Here is a 14,811-nt window from a genome sequence, read left to right on the forward strand (position 1 = left end):
CCTGACGGTCGGGACGGTGGCCGCGTGATGGCCGCCGTCCCGCCACCGACCCTCTCGCGGCGCGAGCGCCTGCGCGTCACGGTGATGCTGGCCCGTGCCGCCCCCACTCCCATCCCTCAGGGAAATCACCATGACTGACAGTTCCCGACCGCCCCAACGGTGGTCGAATCTCGGGTTACCCACACTGGGTACGGTGCTGATGATCAGCCTCTGGTGGGCCGCCACCTGGGTCTTCGACGCCGACCCCTTCTTCGTGCCCGCACCGCCGGACGTGGTCGAGGCGTTCACCCGGCTCCCCACGTACCTGCTCGAACAGGCCCAGGTGACCCTCCTGGAGACGCTCGTCGGTTACGGCCTCGCCACGGTGAGCGCGATCCTGCTCGCGATCCTGCTCGCCGCCTCGCGGACGATCGAGCGGATGACCTTCCCGACGATCGCCGGAATCAACGCGATCCCGAAGGTGGCGCTCGCCCCGCTGTTCCTGGTCTGGGTCGGATTCGGCCCGGAGACCAAGGTCCTGATGGCCCTGCTGCTCTGCTTCTTCCCGATCCTGGTCTCGACCATGGCCGGGCTCAGCTCGACCCCGAGTGACCTCGGCGAGATGTCCCGCTCGCTCTCCGCCTCCTGGTGGCAGACCTTCGTGAAGGTCCGGCTCCCCTGGGCCCTGCCGCAGCTCTTCGTCGGGCTCAAGGTGGCGACCGCGCTGGCCATCATCGGCGCCATCATCGGCGAGGTCATCAACCCCGACAAGGGCCTCGGCTCGGTCATCGTCAGCTCCGTCCAGACCGCCGACACCCCGATGGCCTTTGCCGCGCTGACCCTGCTCGCCATTATGGGTGCCGCCCTGTTCTACGCCGTGGCGGCTCTTGAGCGGGTCCTCGTGCCGTGGGCGCGGGCGATCTCGTCCTGACCGCGTATCCCCTCATGGAGAGCCCAATGATCAAGATCGCCGGACTGTCCCGAACATTCAAGGGCAAGAGCGGCCCCGTCGAGGCGCTGCAGAACCTCAACCTGGAGATCGGCAACGGCGAGTTCCTCGCCGTGATCGGTCGCTCCGGCTGCGGCAAGTCGACCCTGCTACGCCTGATCGCCGGCCTGATCCCGCCGTCCCAGGGCGAGGTGCTGGTCGCCGGTGAGCGGGTCACCCGTCCCCGTCGTGACGTGGCGATGGTGTTCCAGCGGCCGGCACTGCTGCCGTGGCGCACCGTGCTGGACAACGTCCTGCTGCCGGTCGAGATCTTCGGCATGAAGCGGGCGCAGCACCGCGACCACGCGATGCGACTGCTGGAGATGACCGGCCTGGAGGGGTTCGCCAAGCGGCTGCCGCACGAGCTCTCCGGCGGCATGCAGCAGCGGGTCTCGCTCTGCCGGGCACTGATCCAGCGTCCCAAGGTGATGCTGATGGACGAGCCGTTCTCCGCCCTGGACGCGTTGACCCGGGAGGAACTCGCCGTCGAGCTGCAGCGGATCCACATCGAACTGGGTACGACGGTGGTCTTCGTGACCCACTCGATCCAGGAGGCCGTGCTGCTCGCCGACCGGGTCGCGGTACTGAGCGCCCGACCGGGACGACTGAACAAGCTGGTCGAGGTGGAGATTCCGCGTCCGCGCTCGTTCGGGCACAACGCCCACATGGAGCAGGTCGCCGCCACCTCCGCCGAGCTGCACCAGCTGCTGCTCGGCAACGAGTACCTGCCGAAGCCCGCCGCCGAGTGACGCACCGGCGGCACGGCGGACGACGCCGGCCGCTGGGCCTTCGTCACCGGTCGTGACCGGGGCGCCGCTGGGCCAACGGCGACCCGGTCTGACGTGCTGCCCTCCACCGCGCTGCCCGATTCCGCGCAGCGGACCGCCCCGGCTGGGCCCGGGACGGACCGCCGCCGACCGGAACCGCCGGTGACGTACGGGTGATCAGCCGTCGCGGAGTCCCAACCCCCGGCACAGCGCCGCTCACTCGTACATCAGGTGCAGGACCATTCCTGCGTCGGCGTGGGGCAGGTTGTGGCAGTGGTTCGCCCACATCCCGGGGTTGTCGGCGAGAAACGCCACCTCCCAGACGTCACCCGGTCGTACGTCGAACGAGTCCAGCCACAACGGGCTTCCCCGGGCCGGCTCCCCGTTGCGGGACAACACCAGGACGTGATGGCCGTGCAGATGCCACGGGTGCACCTCCAGTGACCGGTTCACGATGGTGAACCTGACGATGTCGCCGAGGCGTACGACCTGGGACGGGATGTCCGGGTCGGCGGCGCCGTTGACGGTGTGCGCGTACCGGGGAAGCAGTCCGCGCAGGTCGAGGCCCCGGTCGAGGACGAGGGTGAACTCCCGGTCGAACCGGGACCACGGCACCGGGGAGCCGACGCCGTAGCTGAGCGGGTCCAGCACCGGCCACGCCCCGGTCGCCGTCGACACCGGTCCGGTCGACCAGACCGCCCGTCCGCCGACGAACAGCGCCACCGGTGTGGCGGGGGCGGTGAACACCAGGTCGTAGCGTCCCCCGGCCGGGATCAGCACGGCGGTGTCCACCAGCGGGGTCGGCCCCCGCAGGTCGGATCCGTCGATCGCGGCGACCTGGAACGGGGTCCCGGCCAGGGCGTACCGGTGGGTCGTACTGTCGGTGTTGATCAAACGCAGCCGCACCGGCACCCCCGCCTCGACCGGCTCCACCCGCGCCACGGGCAGCGGAAGCCCGGCCAGCGTGTGCACCGGCACCGTGACGTCGAGGCCGGCCGCCGGCGTGGTGGCGTCGACACCGGCTGCTGGCGTGGTGGCGTCGACGCCGGCCGCCGGCGCGGGGTGTACCACCAGGACGCCGTAGAGCCCCATCCGCACGCCGACGTCGGACACCGCGTGCGTGTGGTACCAGTACGTGCCGACCTGATCAGCGCGGAACCGGTAGACGAACTCCTCGCCGGGGAGCACCGCCGCCTGCGTCACCCCGGGCACCCCGTCCTGGCTGTTCGGCACGTCGTACCCGTGCCAGTGCAGGGTGACGCCGCGCCCGATGTCCCGGTTGTGCAGGGTCACCTCGAAGACGTCGCCGACGGTGGCGGTCAACTCCGGCCCGGGCACCTGCCCGTTGAACGCCCACGCCCGCACGTCCCGGCCAGCCACGTCCACGGTCGCGGTGCCGGCCGTCAGGGTGAACCGCCGGGTCGGCTCGCCCACCGCCTCCGCGTCCCGGTACCCATGTCCATGGGGTACGGCGGGCGCGGCGCCCGGGGCGACGGCCAACCCGACGCCGGTCACCAGCGCGGTGACCGCCACCGCGAGGGCCGACCGGGACACCGTCCGGGACGGGCGCGCGCCGAGGGCCCGCCACGAGACGGCGGTCGCCGCGACGACCCCGGCGACCGCGAGCAGTCCCGCGCCCATCGACGCCGGATAGCCGTGCAGGACCGTCACGAGCAGCGCGGCGCTCCCGGCGTACCCGGCGAAAAGCAGCGGCACCGCGACGGACCGGATGTCGGGCGGGGTCCTGAGCAGCCGTGGCGCGACGACGACCACCGCCGCGAGCGACAGTGGCGCGGCGATCAGCACCTTCTCCGCCGCGAACCACCAGCCGGCGCGGGCGAGCGCGGTGACCGTGACCGCCCGGGCGACCGTGGCGAGCAGCGCGAAGGCGGCCAGCGCCAGGGTGAGCCGACGCCGTCGGGCCGCGGACGCCGCGCCGCCGCCCAGCCACCCGGCGGCCGCGAGGACCGCGATCACCAGGTCGATCACGAGCAGCGAGCCGGTGGTCATGCCGGCTCCGCTGCCCGGACGCCGACCTGGGTCGCGCCGGCCGGCGCCGGGTCGGCCAGCTTCCGCGCCGCCTGGTGGACGGCGACCACGACGTGTACCGCGATGATCCCGTTGAGCGCGTGCAGCCCGCCGATGACCAGGCCGACCACGGTGCTGGCGCCCGCCGCGTCGGTGGACGCCCTCGCGAGCATGGCGATGAGGGCCTGCAGGACGACGAGCCCGAGCGGCAGGCTCGCCAGTCCGACGAGCCGGCCCGGCGCTTTCGCCAGCACGGCGAGCAGGATGGTGAGCAGGGTGAGAAGCGGGATGATGACCATCCCGGTGACGCTGTGCAGGACGTACGCGCCGTCGCCGCCGGGTTTCGTGAACGCGCCCACGGCGGCGAAGACGAACTGTGCGGCGAACGCGACGAGCAACACGAGGGTGACGACGACCAGGGCCTTGCGCATGGTGACCTCCTAGGGGTGAGCCGGGGCGAGGGCCCGGGCGACGTGGTCGGTGGCGGTGATCGCGCCGTACGCGACCAGCCGCACAAGGTCGGCGTCGGCCGGATGGGAGAGCCGCCAGGAGGCGACGTCGCCCTCGCTGATCGCGGCGGGCGCGAACGCCGCCAGCAGCGCGATCCGGGTACCGGTCCGATCGGTGTCGGGCAGCTCCCGGACCAGCTCGGCGACCCACTCGGCGGGGTGGTCCGGGTGCCGCCCGTCCTCCCAGCGCACGGTGGCCGTGACGGTCTCGCGCGCCGTTTCGCCGAGCAGGGTTCCGCCCTGCCTGGCGGCGTCGCGCAACGCCACGTACGCGACGCCGACCGGGCTGTCCCCGGCCCAGGCCGGTGGCGCCGTGCTGCCGGCTCCGACGAGCGGGAGGCCGCCTCCGGGCTCCTTCGGCTGCCGGGCCGTCCGCGCGGCGAGCCGACCTCCGACGGTCCGCACCACCGGCAGACGTTGCAGGCCGCCGGGGAGCAGATCCGGGTCGAGCAACGCCGAGACGACCCGGTTGATGAAGTGGAAGGTGAGCAGGGTGCCGGTGATCTCGGGTCGGTACCGGCTGTGCCAGGTGGCCGCCCGGGGGTTGCGGCTGGCCTCGGCCCAGGCGACGAGTGCGGCGTACCTCGGCTCCGGCGGTGTCCCGCCACCGGCGATGACCTCGGCCAGCTCGTGCTCGCCGAGTGCGTGCAGCAGCATCACGTGGGCGTCGAGGCAGAACCGGCAGTGGTTGGCCCGGGAGACCGCCGACGCGACCAGCTCGCGGTCGACCCGGGACGCCTCCCCGGCGAGCAGGGACTCACGCATCAGCGCCCAGGTCGCGGCCAGCACCTCCGGTACGGCCGACAGCGCCTGGAAGGTGGGCAACGGCCCGAGGAACTCGTTCCGCAGCTGCCGGTAGACCTCCGCGGTGAGACCGGTCGCCGTCCTCGTCGGGACGGGTCGGAAGAAGCGGTAAACCATGGCTCGATGCTCGTCCGGACGGGCCGGGAAAACGTCGTGTCGCTGTGGACACTTGCCCGGCCGCCGATACCGCGTCCGTGGTACGCCGCGGCTACCACAGAGGCGGGATGCACCCTGGTGACACCCGCTCTACAGTGCGTCCATGCGCCGCGATCTCCCGTACGCGCTCGGCGGTCTCCCCCTCGGCGCCCTCCTGCTCGGCAACGCCGCACTCGCGCCGGACGCCGGGCCGGTACGGGCGGCCGACGTCGCCCTGGTGCTGGCCATGGTGGCGGCCCTGGCGGTGTGCCGTCGGTACCCGGTGGTGGCGTTGGGCGTGGTGACCACCGCCATGCTGGCCCTCCACGTCCGGGTGCACCCCGGGGTGTCCGCCACGTTCCCCGTGCTCGGCACCGTCTACCTCGCCGCCTGGCGGGGGCACCGGGCGGCCGCCGCCCTGGCCAGCCTCGTCTTCCTCGGCTGCTTCCTGGCCCGCGACTTCACGGTCGCGCCCGCGGACCAGCCCGCCCAGCAGATCGCCGAGCGGACCTCCCTGCTGCTCGGCTGGTTCGTGGCGGCGAACGTCGCCGGCCTCGTCGCGCGGCACCGTCGGGCGTACCTGGAACAGGTGGAGCAGCGGGCGTTCGAGGCCGAACGCACCCGCGAGGAGGTGGCGTTGCGCCGTGCCGGGGAGGAGCGCCTGCGCATCGCCCGGGATTTGCACGACTCGCTGACCCACAGCATCTCCGTCATCAAGGTGCAGGCCGGAATCGCCCTGCACCTGGCCCGCAAGCACGGCGAGGAACCGTCGGCGACGCTGCTGGCGATCCAGGAGGCCAGCAGCGCCGCGATGCGGGAACTGCGGGCGACGCTGGACGTCCTGCGCGCACCGTCCGACGGCGACGGCGTCGGGTTGGCCCAGGTGGACGAACTCGTCGAGCGGACCCGCGCGGCGGGCGTACCGGTGCAGGTGACCGTCACCGGTCAGCGGAACCTGCCCGCCGAGGTCGACCAGGCCGGGTATCGCGTCGTCCAGGAGGCCCTGACCAACGTGGCCCGGCACGCCGGTCCCGCCACCGCCCGGATCAACATCGAGTACGCCCCGGCACAGCTGACCGTCTCGGTCACCGACGACGGCCAGGCGTCACCGCTCCGACCGGTGACCCCGGGGGTGGGGCTGCGCGGCATGCGGGAACGGGTCATTGGGCTGGGCGGCACGCTGCACACCGACGCCCGCGACGGCGGCGGCTTCGCGGTACGGGCCACGTTCCCGCTGGACGAGCCGACATGACCGGGCGACCGCGACCAGCTCGGTCCACCCCTGCGGAGCCGACATGACCGAGCGCCTGCGCGAGGTCCGAGCAGCCCAGTCGGCCACGGATCGTGGCGGCTCCAACCGGAGGGCGGAGCCGACATGATCCGCGTGTTGCTGGTTGACGACCAGGCGCTGATGCGGGCGGGGTTCCGGGCACTGCTCGACGCCGAGGACGATCTGGATGTCGTCGGCGAGGCCGCTGACGGCGCGTCGGCCGTCCAACTGTCGCGACGGCTGCGCCCGGACGTCGTACTGATGGACGTGCAGATGCCGGGACTCGACGGCATCGAAGCCACCCGGCGGATCGCCGCCGACCCCGATCTCGCGGCGGTCCGGGTCCTCATCCTCACCAACTACGGGCTCGACTCCTACGTCTTCGCCGCACTCCGTGCCGGCGCCAGCGGGTTCCTCCTCAAGGACGCCGACCCCGCCGACCTGCTGCAGGCCATCGCCGTCGTGGCGCGCGGCGACGCGCTGCTCGCCCCGGCGGTCACCCGCTCGCTGATCAGCGAGTTCGTCGCCGCCCCGCCGCCCGCCGACCCTTCTGCCGGACGTACCGTGCTGACCGCCCGCGAGCAGGAGATCGTCGGACTCGTCGCCCGGGGGCTGAGCAACGACGCGATCGCCGAACGCATGGTGATCAGTCCGTCGACCGCCAAGACACACGTCAACCGGGCGATGACCAAGCTGCACTGCCGCGACCGCGCGCAACTGGTCGTCTGGGCGTACGAGTCGGGGCTGGTCACGCCGCGTCGCCGGTGACCACTCCGGCCGGCGACGGTGTCGCCGGAGACGCCGGACCCGGCCGGGGTAACCGACTAGATCCGGTGCAGTTCGCCGGTCTCGTCGAGTTCCCGGAGCAGTGCCGCTCGACCGAACTCGGGGCGTACCGTCTCCTGGAACACTGCCGGCACCGGCCGGCCGGTGGCCGCGTACAGGCGTTTGATCGCCGCGCCGGGTCGGCGCAGGTCGTCCAGCAGACCCGGCTCGATCCGCTCGAACTCGGCCTCGATCAGCTCGGTGGCGGCCTCCAGCGGCGACTGGTTGCGGTAGCTGGCGAGCATCACCAACAGATCGTGCAACTCCCCGTCGATCACCACGGCCCGCTCGGCGTTCCCGGCATCGTCCATGGCACCACGCTAGATCGGGGCGACCGGATCAGGACCCGGATCACCGCAGGTCGCGACCGCCGGGGCGGGCGGTGCCGCAGTGGCGGGCGAGGGCGGGGCGGAAGGCGTGCTGCATGATGCTCGGGTGACCGTGCAGCAGGCCCCCGGCATCGGACAGCGCCCCGGCGGCGTGGTGCTGGAGGCGGTGCTGGAACGGATCACCTACGCCAACGAGGAGACCGGCTACACGATCGCCCGGTTCGCCACCGACCGCAGCGGCGCCGACCTGCTCACCGTCGTCGGCTCGCTGCTCGGCGTACAGCCCGGGGAGAGCGTACGGCTGGTCGGGCGCTGGGGTTCGCACCCGAAGTACGGGCGGCAGTTCGAGGTGGAGTCGTACACCACCGTGCTGCCGGCGACGATCCAGGGCATCGAGCGCTACCTCGGCTCCGGGCTGATCAAGGGCATCGGGCCGAAGATGGCGACCCGGATCGTCGACCACTTCGGCGCCAACACGTTGCGGGTCATCGAGGAGGAGGCCGGACGGCTGGTCGAGGTGCCCGGCCTCGGGCCGAAGCGGACGAAGATGATCGCCACCGCCTGGGCCGAGCAGCAGTCGATCAAGGAGGTGATGGTCTTCCTCCAGGGCGTCGGCGTCTCCACCTCGCTGGCCGTACGCATCTACAAGAAGTACGGCGACGGCTCGATCTCGATCGTCCGCAACGAGCCGTACCGGCTCGCCGCCGACGTCTGGGGCATCGGCTTCAAGACCGCCGACACCATCGCCAAGGGCGTCGGCATCCCGCACGACAGCCCGCAGCGGGTCAAGGCCGGCATCCAGTACACCCTCTCCGAGGCGGCCGACGCCGGCCACTGCTACCTGCCCGAACCCAACCTGGTCGCGGACGCGGCCGAAATCCTCGGCGTACCTGTGGAGCTGGTCCGCACCTGTCTCGACGACCTCGCCGCCGACGAGGGCGTGGTCCGGGAGGCGGTGCCGAACCCGACCGTCGAGGGCGGCACGATCCCCGCCGTCTACCTGGTGCCGTTCCACCGGGCCGAGTCCGCGTTGGCGAACAGCCTGCTGCGGCTGCTGCGTACCTCGGCCGACCGGATGCCGGCCTTCGCCACCGTGGCCTGGGACCGGGCGCTGGCCTGGCTGCGTACCCGGACCGGGACGGACCTGGCCCCGGAGCAGGAGACCGCGGTCCGGCTCGCGCTGACCTCGAAGGTCGCGGTGCTGACCGGCGGACCCGGCTGCGGCAAGTCGTTCACCGTCTCGTCGATCATCCAGCTCGCCGCCGCGAAACAGGCGAAGATCATGCTCGCGGCACCGACCGGCCGGGCCGCGAAGCGGATGACCGAACTGACCGGCCACCCGGCCGCCACCGTGCACCGGCTGCTGCAACTGCGGCCCGGCGGTGACCCGACCCACGACCGGGACAACCCGATCGACGCCGACCTGATCGTTGTCGACGAGGCGTCCATGCTGGACCTGATCCTGGCGAACAAGCTGATCAAGGCGGTACCACCCGGCGCGCACCTGCTGCTGGTCGGTGACGTCGACCAGCTCCCCTCGGTCGGGGCCGGCGAGGTGCTCCGGGACGTGCTCGCCGCCGAGGCGGTCCCCCGGGTACGCCTGACGAAGATCTTCCGGCAGGCGCAGGAGTCCGGGGTGGTGGTGAACGCCCACCGGATCAACAACGGCCAGCCGCCACTGCTCGGCGAGTACCCGGACTTCTTCCTCTTCCCCGCCGACGAGCCGGAGGCGACCGCCGAGCTGGTGGTCGACATCGTCGCCCGGCGGGTACCCCGGAAGTTCGGCCTGCATCCCCGGGACATCCAGGTCCTCACTCCGATGCACCGGGGGCCGGCCGGAGCCGGCAACCTGAACACCGCGCTGCAGCAGGCGCTCGCCCCGTACCGGGAGGGCCGTCCGGAACGCCGGCACGGCGCCCGGGTCTTCCGGGTCGGCGACAAGGTCATCCAGATCCGCAACAACTACGACAAGGGCGTCGCCGGGGTCTTCAACGGCACGGTCGGGGTGGTCACCGACCTCTCCCTCGAACAGCGCCAGCTCACCGTCCGCACCGACGAGAACGAGGAGATCGGGTACGACTTCGACGAGCTCGACGAACTCCAGCACGCGTACGCCATCACGGTGCACCGGTCGCAGGGCAGTGAGTACCCGGCGGTGGTCATCCCGGTGACGATCAGCTCGTACACGATGCTGCAGCGGAACCTGCTCTACACCGGGGTCACCCGGGCCCGGAAGCTGGTCGTCCTGGTCGGTTCCCGCAAGGCGCTCGCCATCGCGGTCCGCACCGCCGGCACGGGGCGTCGGCACACCGCGCTCACCCACCGGCTCGACGCACCCTGAGCCCGGGCCGGACGGTCGGTCGGCCGGCCACTCCTGTCCGAACCGCCAGGTATCGATGTATTGTCATATATCGTTAACTAGTACCATCGGCTGGCAACGGCTGCGTACGGTGGCGCCATGAGGCAGCCCGGTGACCGCGCACCAGCACCCGGACCGCTCGCGCTGGTGCAGAACCTGCTCAACACGGTGGACATCGAGGCCGGACGTGACCGGCTGCGCACCATCGCGGAGCTGACCGCCTTCGCCACCCGGTACGGCCCGACCGGACTCACCTTCGGCGACTCCGACGTCACCCAGTTACGGCGGTTCCGGGACGCCCTGCGGGAGGCCTGCCGGGGACACGCCGGCGCCCCGGTCCCGACCCCGGCCGTCGCCATGCTGCGCCACGCCCTCGGTACCGCACCGCTGATCCTGAGCATCGACGGGAACGGCGCCGCCCGGGCCGTACCGGCGGCCGGCCTCGACGGAGCCGCCGCACTGGTCGCCCACGTGGCGGCCGCCATCCTCGACGCCGTCGCCGCCGGCACCTGGCCCCGGCTCAAGGCCTGTGCGGCGCACCGCTGCCAGTGGGTGTACTACGACCACAGCCCGGCCGGGCGGGGTCGCTGGTGCACGATGAGCATCTGCGGCAGCCGGGCCAAGATGCGCGCCTACCGGGCCGGGCACTCGACCCGCCGCCCCACCCCACCGAACTGACCCGCTGTTAGGAAGGGCCCCTTGTTATACAAAAAGCGATAACAAGGGGCCCTTCCTAACAGCTCAGGGGTTCGGCTTCTCGTCCTCGGGCGCCACCAGGACGACCCGGCGCCGTCGGGCGAGGAAGAGCAGCACCCCACCGACCAGCAGCACACCGGCACCGATCCCGCCGATCAGGCCGGCCTGGACACCGGTCACCGGCAGGCCACCGCCGCCGCCCCCGGAGCCGTCGGACGGTCCGGCGATGTGCGCGGCGAACGGGTACGAGTTGTCGCTCGGCTCGGCGTCCTCGATCTCCTCGGCGGAGAGCGCCCTGACCCCCTCCGGCAGCGCCGGGCTCCCGCTCCGGGCCAGGACGGCCGGGCTCGTCCCGTCCCCGGCGCCGAGCGCGGCGGCGTACAGTTCACCACCCTGGACGACGACCGGGCCGGGCGCGTCCCGGTCGACCTCGACCGGAAAGTAGACCCCGAGGACCGAGATGACGTCGTCCTCCTCGCTGGTGTCCCGGTCCACCGGCACCAGGGTGATCTGGTGGTAGTCGCAGGTCACCGTCCGACGCTCGGAGGTGTACGCGCAGCCGGGCTCCAGCTCGGCGAAGGTGACGTGTTCGGGCAGCGTGACCCGCACCCGGACGCCCTTGGCGATGGTATCGCCGAAGTTGCCGACGACGCCGAACACAAAGGTCTCGCCGCCCGGCGGCACCGGCTCGTCGGTGGCCTCACCCCCGGCGGTCACCCGGTGGATGTCGTCGGCCTGGACCGCCAGGTCGACGCCGAGCGCCGGCACCTCGACGTCGACCGTCGCGGTGTTGTCCGCCAGGTCGGTGTCCTGCTCGGCGACGGCGGCGACGGTGAAGCTGCCGGCCGCGCCGTGCCGGCCGGCGACCCCGGTGAGGGTGAACGGGGTGGCCAGTTCAAGGCGCTGACCCGCCGGGAGACCCTCCTGGATCGCGCAGACGATCCTGTCGCCGTCCCCGGTGCAGCCCTTGGCCGGGTCGCCGCCCCGGCGCACCACGCGCTCGTCGAGACCGGTCAGGTCGTACTCGAGATGCCAGCCGGCCGGAACCTCGACGGTCCCGTCGTTGTGCACGACCACCCTGTGCGCGGCGAGCGGGTCGCCGGCGGCCACCGTCCGGGCCGAGACACTCAGCGCCAGGTCGACGCCCTCCGCGGCGTACGCCGCACCGCCGGTCCCGATCATCGCACCGGCGACGAACACCGCCAGTACGCCAGCGCCTGTACGCGTCCGGGCACGACGGGTACGCGGAATCATATTGCCCCCGGTGATTGCGAATCAGAGTGCAATGACCGACGTACCGTACCGGTGACAAAACTCCCTCGCGACCGCCTCGACACGGCGTTTCAGATAGCGGACCGAAAGATACGCCGATCTGCGCCGCATTTGACGGGATAGCCGCCGGTCGATTGGGTGGGAAAACCCGGCCGGCTGGCACGGAGTCGGTCGACCGTCCGGGGGCGTTCCGCCACTGTCGACGGCACCTGACCGACCGACGGAAACGGCTACGGGCGGGGCGGACAGCGCCACCTCGCCCGTAGCCGTCGACCGGACCTGTCAGTCGGTCGGACACGTCGGTCCGACCGGACCTGTCAGGCGGTCGGCTTCTCGTCGCCGGGGGCCACCAGGACCACCCGCCGCCGTCGGGCGAGGAAGAGCAGCAACCCGCCGACCAGCAGTACACCGGCACCGATCCCACCGATCAGACCGGCCTGGACACCGGTCACCGGCAGGCCATCACCGGCGCCGCCACCGCCGTTACCGTCACCGGCCGGGCCGGCGATGTGCGCGGAGAACGGCCAGAGGTCGTCGCCGTGCCCGTCGTGGTCGTCCCAGTCGTCGGGGAGCGTCCCGAGGTTCTCGGCGGGCGCCACCTCGACGCCGTCGGGGAGTTCGGCACTCCGCCCGCGGGCCGTGCCGGCGGCCTCGGCCTGCGGCAGGACACCGAGGTGGTCGACGGCCATCAGACCGCCGGGGGCCACGACCGGCCCGGGCGCGTCGTCCGCGACCCTGACCGGGAAGTAGACGTAGACGGCCGAGACGCCGTCTTCGTAACCGGGCTTGTCCAGCGCCGGCGTGAGCAGGACGATGTCGGGGTATTCGCAGGTGGCGGTCTGGTTGTCGGGCTCGTAGACGCAGTTCGGGTCGACCTCGGAGAAGGTCACGTACTGCGGCAACCGGACCCGGACCTTGACCCCCTTGGCGATCTGGTCGCCGCCACCCGCCAGTACGGCCCGGACCCGGGTGGTGCCGCCCGGCGGCACCGGCTTGTCGGTCAGCGTGCCGTCCTCGGTCATCTGGTAGACGTCCCAGGTGAAGACCGAGACGACCGGGCCGACGATGTCGACGGTGACGTCGAAGCTGGTGGTGTTGTTCGCCGGTTCGGGGTCTCCCTCGGAGACCACGGTGACGACGATGGCCCCCGCGTCACCGCCCGGCCGGTCGTGCGCCCGCTCCAGGTAGTACGGGGTCGTCTGGGCGAAGCTCGCGCCCGGGGCGAGGTTCCCGCCCGGTGGACACACCATCCTGTCGCCGGTCAGCTCGCAGTCATACCCGGCCTGGGTGCTGATCCGGGTGATGAGGGTGTCGTCGAGGCCGCTGAAGTCGTACTCCAGGTGCCAGCCGGAGACCGGGTCCGGACCGTCGTTCCGCACGATCACCTGGTGCTCGCGCAGCTCGCCGAGTTCCATCGTGCTGTCCGACACGGTCAGTCCGAGGTCGGCGCCGGCCGGCTCGGCGTGGGCGACCCCACCGGTGGCGAGCAGCGCGCCGGTGGCGAACACCGCCAACGCACCCGCGCCCACGCGTGTCCAGGCACGCCTCGTACTCGAAGTCATGACTCTCCCCGCTGATACAGCTCGTCGAAACGAACAGTGGATGAACTGTCGCCGAACCGTATCGGAGATCGAAATGGCCGGCGGCCCTCCGTCGGGAGGGATCGGGTCACCAACCGGAGGAGAGCGCCAGGGCGCCGAACGTTCCGACGATCAGGAACGGACCGAACGGCAGGTGGTCCCGCCAGCCGATCCGGCGGGCGAGCAGCAGCGCCAGCCCGCACAGTGCCGACCCGAGGAAGGCCAGTGTCAGCCCGACGACGACCGCCGACCAGCCGAGCCAGCCGAGCACCGCCACCGCGCTCAGCGCCAGTTTGGCGTCGCCCAGCCCGAATCCACGCCGCCCGAACAGGACGGTGGTCAGGGCGAACAGCACGGCCGCGCCGACACCGGCCAGCAGGGCGCGCCGCCAGGCGCCGAGGTCGTCACCGAGCAGCGCCGCGAGGCCGAGCAGGGCCAGGGTGCCGCCGGCGGCGGGGCAGGTGAGCCGGTCCGGCAGGCGGTGCACGGCCAGGTCGATCAGGACCAGCGGTACGGCGCAGCCGGCGAACCAGGCGAACGCCAGGGTCTCCGGTCCTGGCCTGTCCGCGAGCAGCAGTACCGCCACGGCGAGGAGCAGCAGCAGTTCGACGGCGAACGGGGCCGCCCCGAGCCGCACACCGCAGCCCGCGCACCTGGCCAGCGGCGAGACGGCCCGCAGCGGGCCGGTCGGGCCGAGCGGCGTACCGCAGGTGTCGCATCCGGAGCGCCGGGGCCGGTCGGCCGGGACCCCCTCGACCGCCACCAGTCGGCGCAGCAGCGGCGCCACGGTCAGGATCATCACGAGTCGACGCCGGAACCGGTCGGAGTTTCGGACACGGAGGGTGACTCCATGATCGCCGAGATCTGATCTTCGCTGGTCGTCGGGGAGTGGACCGGGCGCCTCGTCGACGATGGGCGGCCGCCGAGCGGTCCGGCCGGCCCCGACAGCGGGCGACCCGGAACGGCCGGGTACGGAAGCTGTCAGATCACCGTCATCCATGGCAATTCACCCCAGCTCACCGGCACAATCAGACCGGAAGGATCCGCACCCTCGCCGGATCGACAAACTATTGATCACATAGGACATATCGATTGTCGTCATATGATCTTCCTGGTGATCGACTACGGAGATCGTAACCGTACGTATTCCCTGGAATAGCCTCTGTTGAATCGTCGCCGGTCAGCCTATGCTCGCCCCTTGGACGGCGCGCAGCCGTCGACATAATCCCAGCACACCGATCAATCCACACCACCCGACCCGAATTCCAGA

At 71.9% G+C, this 14,811-nt stretch carries 13 protein-coding genes; 6 read left to right on the top strand and 7 right to left on the bottom strand.

Features of this window, described 5'->3' with window-relative positions:
• The first annotated feature begins 199 nt into the window (after nt 1–199).
• A complete protein-coding gene (locus V1633_RS06610) occupies nt 200–910 on the top strand; it encodes an ABC transporter permease (RefSeq protein ID WP_331213792.1) in 711 nt (236 codons plus the stop codon).
• A 26-nt stretch (nt 911–936) separates the two neighbouring features.
• Nucleotides 937–1,716 carry an ABC transporter ATP-binding protein gene (locus V1633_RS06615; RefSeq protein ID WP_331213294.1) on the top strand — a complete coding sequence of 260 codons (780 nt, stop codon included), beginning with the start codon at nt 937–939 and terminating at the stop codon, nt 1,714–1,716.
• Between the two features lie 234 nt (nt 1,717–1,950).
• Here V1633_RS06615 and V1633_RS06620 read toward each other — a convergent pair whose 3' ends face one another.
• Genes V1633_RS06620 through V1633_RS06630 form a run of 3 tightly spaced genes read right to left on the bottom strand, consistent with a single transcriptional unit; the run spans nt 1,951 to nt 5,192 of the window.
• On the bottom strand, nt 1,951–3,744 hold the full coding sequence (locus V1633_RS06620; RefSeq protein WP_331213295.1) for a multicopper oxidase family protein: 1,794 nt from the start codon (nt 3,742–3,744) through the stop codon (nt 1,951–1,953).
• The gene (locus V1633_RS06625; RefSeq protein WP_331213296.1) at nt 3,741–4,193 is read right to left on the bottom strand and encodes a DUF6220 domain-containing protein; all 453 of its coding nucleotides are present in this window, start codon (nt 4,191–4,193) and stop codon (nt 3,741–3,743) included. Before V1633_RS06625 ends, V1633_RS06620 begins: the two co-directional genes overlap by 4 nt.
• 9 nt (nt 4,194–4,202) lie before the next feature.
• Nucleotides 4,203–5,192 (bottom strand): carboxymuconolactone decarboxylase family protein, encoded by a 990-nt coding sequence (locus V1633_RS06630; RefSeq protein ID WP_331213297.1) that lies wholly within the window; start codon nt 5,190–5,192, stop codon nt 4,203–4,205.
• 142 nt (nt 5,193–5,334) lie between these two features.
• On the opposite strand from V1633_RS06630, the gene V1633_RS06635 reads away from it, so the two are divergent.
• Together V1633_RS06635 and V1633_RS06640 are read left to right on the top strand one after the other, a co-directional pair.
• Nucleotides 5,335–6,462, top strand: coding sequence for a sensor histidine kinase (locus V1633_RS06635; protein ID WP_331213298.1), 1,128 nt, complete (start codon nt 5,335–5,337; stop codon nt 6,460–6,462).
• 123 nt (nt 6,463–6,585) lie between these two features.
• Complete coding sequence (locus V1633_RS06640) at nt 6,586–7,248, top strand: response regulator transcription factor (protein ID WP_331213299.1); 663 nt, start codon at nt 6,586–6,588, stop codon at nt 7,246–7,248.
• A 56-nt stretch (nt 7,249–7,304) separates the two neighbouring features.
• Here the strand turns inward: V1633_RS06640 and V1633_RS06645 are convergent, their stop codons facing one another.
• Nucleotides 7,305–7,616, bottom strand: coding sequence for a hypothetical protein (locus tag V1633_RS06645; RefSeq protein WP_331213300.1), 312 nt, complete (start codon nt 7,614–7,616; stop codon nt 7,305–7,307).
• Nucleotides 7,617–7,746: 130 nt separating this feature from the next.
• On the opposite strand from V1633_RS06645, the gene recD2 reads away from it, so the two are divergent.
• Both recD2 and V1633_RS06655 read left to right on the top strand, forming a co-directional pair.
• Nucleotides 7,747–9,975, top strand: coding sequence for an SF1B family DNA helicase RecD2 (recD2, locus tag V1633_RS06650; RefSeq protein ID WP_331213793.1), 2,229 nt, complete (start codon nt 7,747–7,749; stop codon nt 9,973–9,975).
• 117 nt (nt 9,976–10,092) lie between these two features.
• Nucleotides 10,093–10,671 carry a CGNR zinc finger domain-containing protein gene (locus V1633_RS06655; RefSeq protein WP_331213301.1) on the top strand — a complete coding sequence of 193 codons (579 nt, stop codon included), beginning with the start codon at nt 10,093–10,095 and terminating at the stop codon, nt 10,669–10,671.
• 63 nt (nt 10,672–10,734) lie between these two features.
• Here V1633_RS06655 and V1633_RS06660 read toward each other — a convergent pair whose 3' ends face one another.
• The 3 genes from V1633_RS06660 to V1633_RS06670 form a co-directional block, all read right to left on the bottom strand.
• Entirely contained in the window at nt 10,735–11,889 is a 1,155-nt protein-coding gene (locus V1633_RS06660; protein ID WP_331213302.1) for an LPXTG cell wall anchor domain-containing protein, read from the bottom strand.
• Nucleotides 11,890–12,278: 389 nt separating this feature from the next.
• Nucleotides 12,279–13,523, bottom strand: coding sequence for an LPXTG cell wall anchor domain-containing protein (locus tag V1633_RS06665; RefSeq protein ID WP_331213303.1), 1,245 nt, complete (start codon nt 13,521–13,523; stop codon nt 12,279–12,281).
• Nucleotides 13,524–13,629: 106 nt separating this feature from the next.
• A complete protein-coding gene (locus tag V1633_RS06670) occupies nt 13,630–14,340 on the bottom strand; it encodes a prepilin peptidase (protein WP_331213794.1) in 711 nt (236 codons plus the stop codon).
• Between the last annotated feature and the right edge of the window lie 471 nt (nt 14,341–14,811).

The organism is Plantactinospora sonchi, from assembly GCF_036422035.1.
GTDB lineage: Bacteria > Actinomycetota > Actinomycetes > Mycobacteriales > Micromonosporaceae > Plantactinospora > Plantactinospora sonchi.